The organism is Candidatus Sericytochromatia bacterium, from assembly GCA_035285325.1.
Classification (GTDB): domain Bacteria; phylum Cyanobacteriota; class Sericytochromatia; order S15B-MN24; family JAQBPE01; genus JAYKJB01.
In genome coordinates this window covers 1-2,974 of record JAYKJB010000042.1, presented here as the reverse complement: position 1 = coordinate 2,974, position 2,974 = coordinate 1, and the positions used below count along the sequence as shown (strand labels likewise).

The window sequence follows — 2,974 nt, the reverse complement described above, 5'->3', positions numbered from 1 at the left end:
AGGTGCCGCCGGTCAGGAAGACGTCGGCGCCTTCGGGGGTGTCACCGGCCTTGGCGTCCTTGAGTTCGATCAGGCCCTGGATCGAGCCGGTGCGACGGGTCACCAGGCTGGCGGCATCGACGATCGGAGGGTCCTGGGCCAATGGCACCATGACCGGGGTCGGGGAAACCACCTTGGTCACGCCGCCCTTGCCGTCCGGCACGGCCGCTTCGAGGGTGTATTCCGCGCCGCCCTTGACCACCACGGCAAAACTGCCGTCAGGGCCCACTTCCACTTCCTTGGTGTCGATGTCGCTGCGGGCCGTGACCTTGCCGCCCCTGGCAGCTGCCTGCGACAGACGGTAATTGCGTCCGCCGGCGGCGATCAGGGCGCCGCCGTCCACGCCGACCAGACCGGCGCCGTCGGCCCCGACCTGGACCAGGCCCTTGATCGTGCCCATGCCGGCCGGCACGCTCGCGCCGGCCATCCCGGCCGGGCCCACGCCGCCGCCGGCGGTCTGGGACGGTGCGCCGCCCTGGCAGGCGGCCAGCACCAGCGCCAGGGTCAGGACCAGGGGACGACGTAAAACTGCTCGATGCACGCTTGTTTTCCTCATCGCGAGGCGCGCCAGCGCGCGCCTGGGTATCGCCGGGGGCAGGGGCCGCCCGTCGGTCGGCCCAGGGGCTTGTACCCGACTCCGATTGTTTCGCTCGGGTGGTTTTCGGCCTCGCGGATGGCCCTGGATGCTGCAAAAGGTGGCGCTGGAAACCTTTCAAGGCGGCTCCGCTGGTGACATAAAAAAATGCCTCCGTCGTCGATAGGGCATCTGGTGGGTTGGGTAAACGAGCAGGGTGCAGGCAAGGGGAGGCAGGGAGAGCATGCGGCTTGGCCATCCAAAAGGCGTTCGGGCGGGAGCCCTGGCGGTGGCCGTGGCCCTGACGGCCTGCCAGCTGACGCCCTTTGCCGGGACCAGCCCCACCAGCAAGGTCATCGGGGCGGCCCTCAAGCCGCTGAATCTGACGGCCTCGACCAGGGGCCTGGCGGGATCCGCTAGCCTGGGCACCGCCCCGTTCAGCAATGCCGCCGTGCAGGTCCGGCGCATCGACGACGATCGCCTGCTCGGCACGGCCACCACCGGGCCGGACGGCGCCTTTCAGGCCACGCTCGACCCGCTGCCGGAGCCCGGTACCCCGCTGCGCGTGTCGGCCACGCGCGACGGGCGGACGCTCTCGGCGCTGGCCTTCGCGGGTCAGCAGCAGAAGCAAGCCTATCGACTGGCACAAACGTCCGCCGCGGGAGCCTTCGTGGCGCTCAACCCGGCCACCACCCTGGCCCTGGCCGCTTTCCTCAAGCGCATCAAGGCCCTGTCGGCCCAGTTGACCTTGCCGCAGACCAAGACGATCGCCCTGAACGCCCTGCCCTTCCTGCTGGAGGCCTACGAAAAGGCCAAGCTGGCGGCCGAGCAAACCCTGGTCAAGCTGGTGGCCTCGGCAGCCGGGGCACCGGGGGCAGGACCAGGAGGGGCCGCTGGGCCGGGGGCAGCGGGCAGTTTGCCGGATCTGGGCGACCTGTCGCCCCTGGCGGCCAAGGTGCTGGAACGCTTCCTCGATCAGTTGTTGACGGCCGTCAAACCGGAGGGCGAGATCACCCTGCCGCCCGACATCGTCACCGCCATCGCGGCGCCGGATTCGCCCCTGCGCCAGGTGGCCGAAACGGTCCTGACCCTGTTGAACGAGGCCGCCCAGGTCGCGGCCGTCGAGGCCCAGCAGAGCCCGCCGCCCTCGCTGGCGCCGGGTGACTGGGTGCAGGAACTGCCCGCCGCCTCGGGCACGCTGCTGAGTCCCGACCCGCTGGCCTCGGCCTCGGGAACCCTGGCGCCCGAAGCCTCGCCGAGCCCCGCTGCCAGCGCGACGGCGGCTCCGGCCTCGCCCACTCCGACGCCCACCGCCACGGCGAGTGTGAGTTCGGGCAGCAGCAGCAGCGTGCGGCCGTCTCCCACGGTGCCGCCGGCAGGCTTCTTCGTGGACCTCACCTCAGCGGTGCGGCACCTCTTTTATTCGGCCACGCCGCTGGCGATCCCGCTGTCGGCCCGGCCGGCGCGCTTTGTCTTCAACGGCACCTCGGAAAGTGGGCTGGTCTACCTCGACACCAACACCGCCGCCACCCCCAGCTTCGACGCGAGCCCGGCCAGCTACAGTGCCTATCCTCTGAACAACCACGTGCGTGGCATCCCGCGCGACGATATCGGGAATCCGCTGGCCACCGAGGCCGCCCATCGCCTGGTGGCCGCCAGCGGCAGCGTCTACATCGCAGATGCGAATCAGGTCCGGACCTTCGTACCGGGCAACGCGACCAGTCTGTTCATTGGGGGGCTCGACAAGGTCACGGACCTGGCCGCGGACGCATCGTATCTGTACGTGGCCGAGGGCGGCAGCGGCACGCAAGGGGGACGGGTGCGGCGTTATGCCCTCGGCAACCCCGATGCCAGCGCGACCCTGTGCAAGGGGCTGCGCTGGCCCACGGCGATCGCCGTGAACGCGACGCACCTGTATGTCACCGATTATGGCAGCGGCCACGACGGTTCGGTGCAGCGGGTGCGTCTGGCTGACCAGACCCGCCAGGTGCTCGCCAGTGGCCAGCCGTATCCCGTCAGCCTGGCGGTGGCCTCCGACACGGCTTTCTTCACCACCGACAGCAACGGCGCCACCAGCCTGCGAGCAGTCTCCGCGCCGGGGGGGCAGGTGCGAGAATTCGCCGATCTGGGCAGCACCGTGCATCCCTTGTTGCTGGCGGACACCACCGCGCTGTACGTCGTGACCACGCCCAAGGACACGGGCGGCGACTGGGGCACCTCCCGCAGCTCGCTCTCGGCGCCCGTTCACCTCCTGCGCATCCCCGCCACCGGGGGGGCGCCCGAACTGCTGCATCGCTTTGCCAACCACACCGGTCCGCTGGGTCTGCACCAGCTGGGATCGTCGGTTTACGTCTCCTTCCC

General features: G+C 70.3%; 2 protein-coding genes. One reads left to right on the top strand and one right to left on the bottom strand.

Annotated features, from left to right (window positions below):
- Nucleotides 1–580 (bottom strand): hypothetical protein (locus tag VKP62_05995; protein ID MEB3196739.1); only part of this gene is annotated, 580 nt, incomplete at its 3' end.
- 277 nt (nucleotides 581–857) lie between these two features.
- Here VKP62_05995 and VKP62_05990 point away from each other — a divergent pair.
- Nucleotides 858–2,974, top strand: a 2,117-nt coding sequence (locus VKP62_05990) for a hypothetical protein (protein MEB3196738.1), incomplete at its 3' end; no start/stop codon positions are given.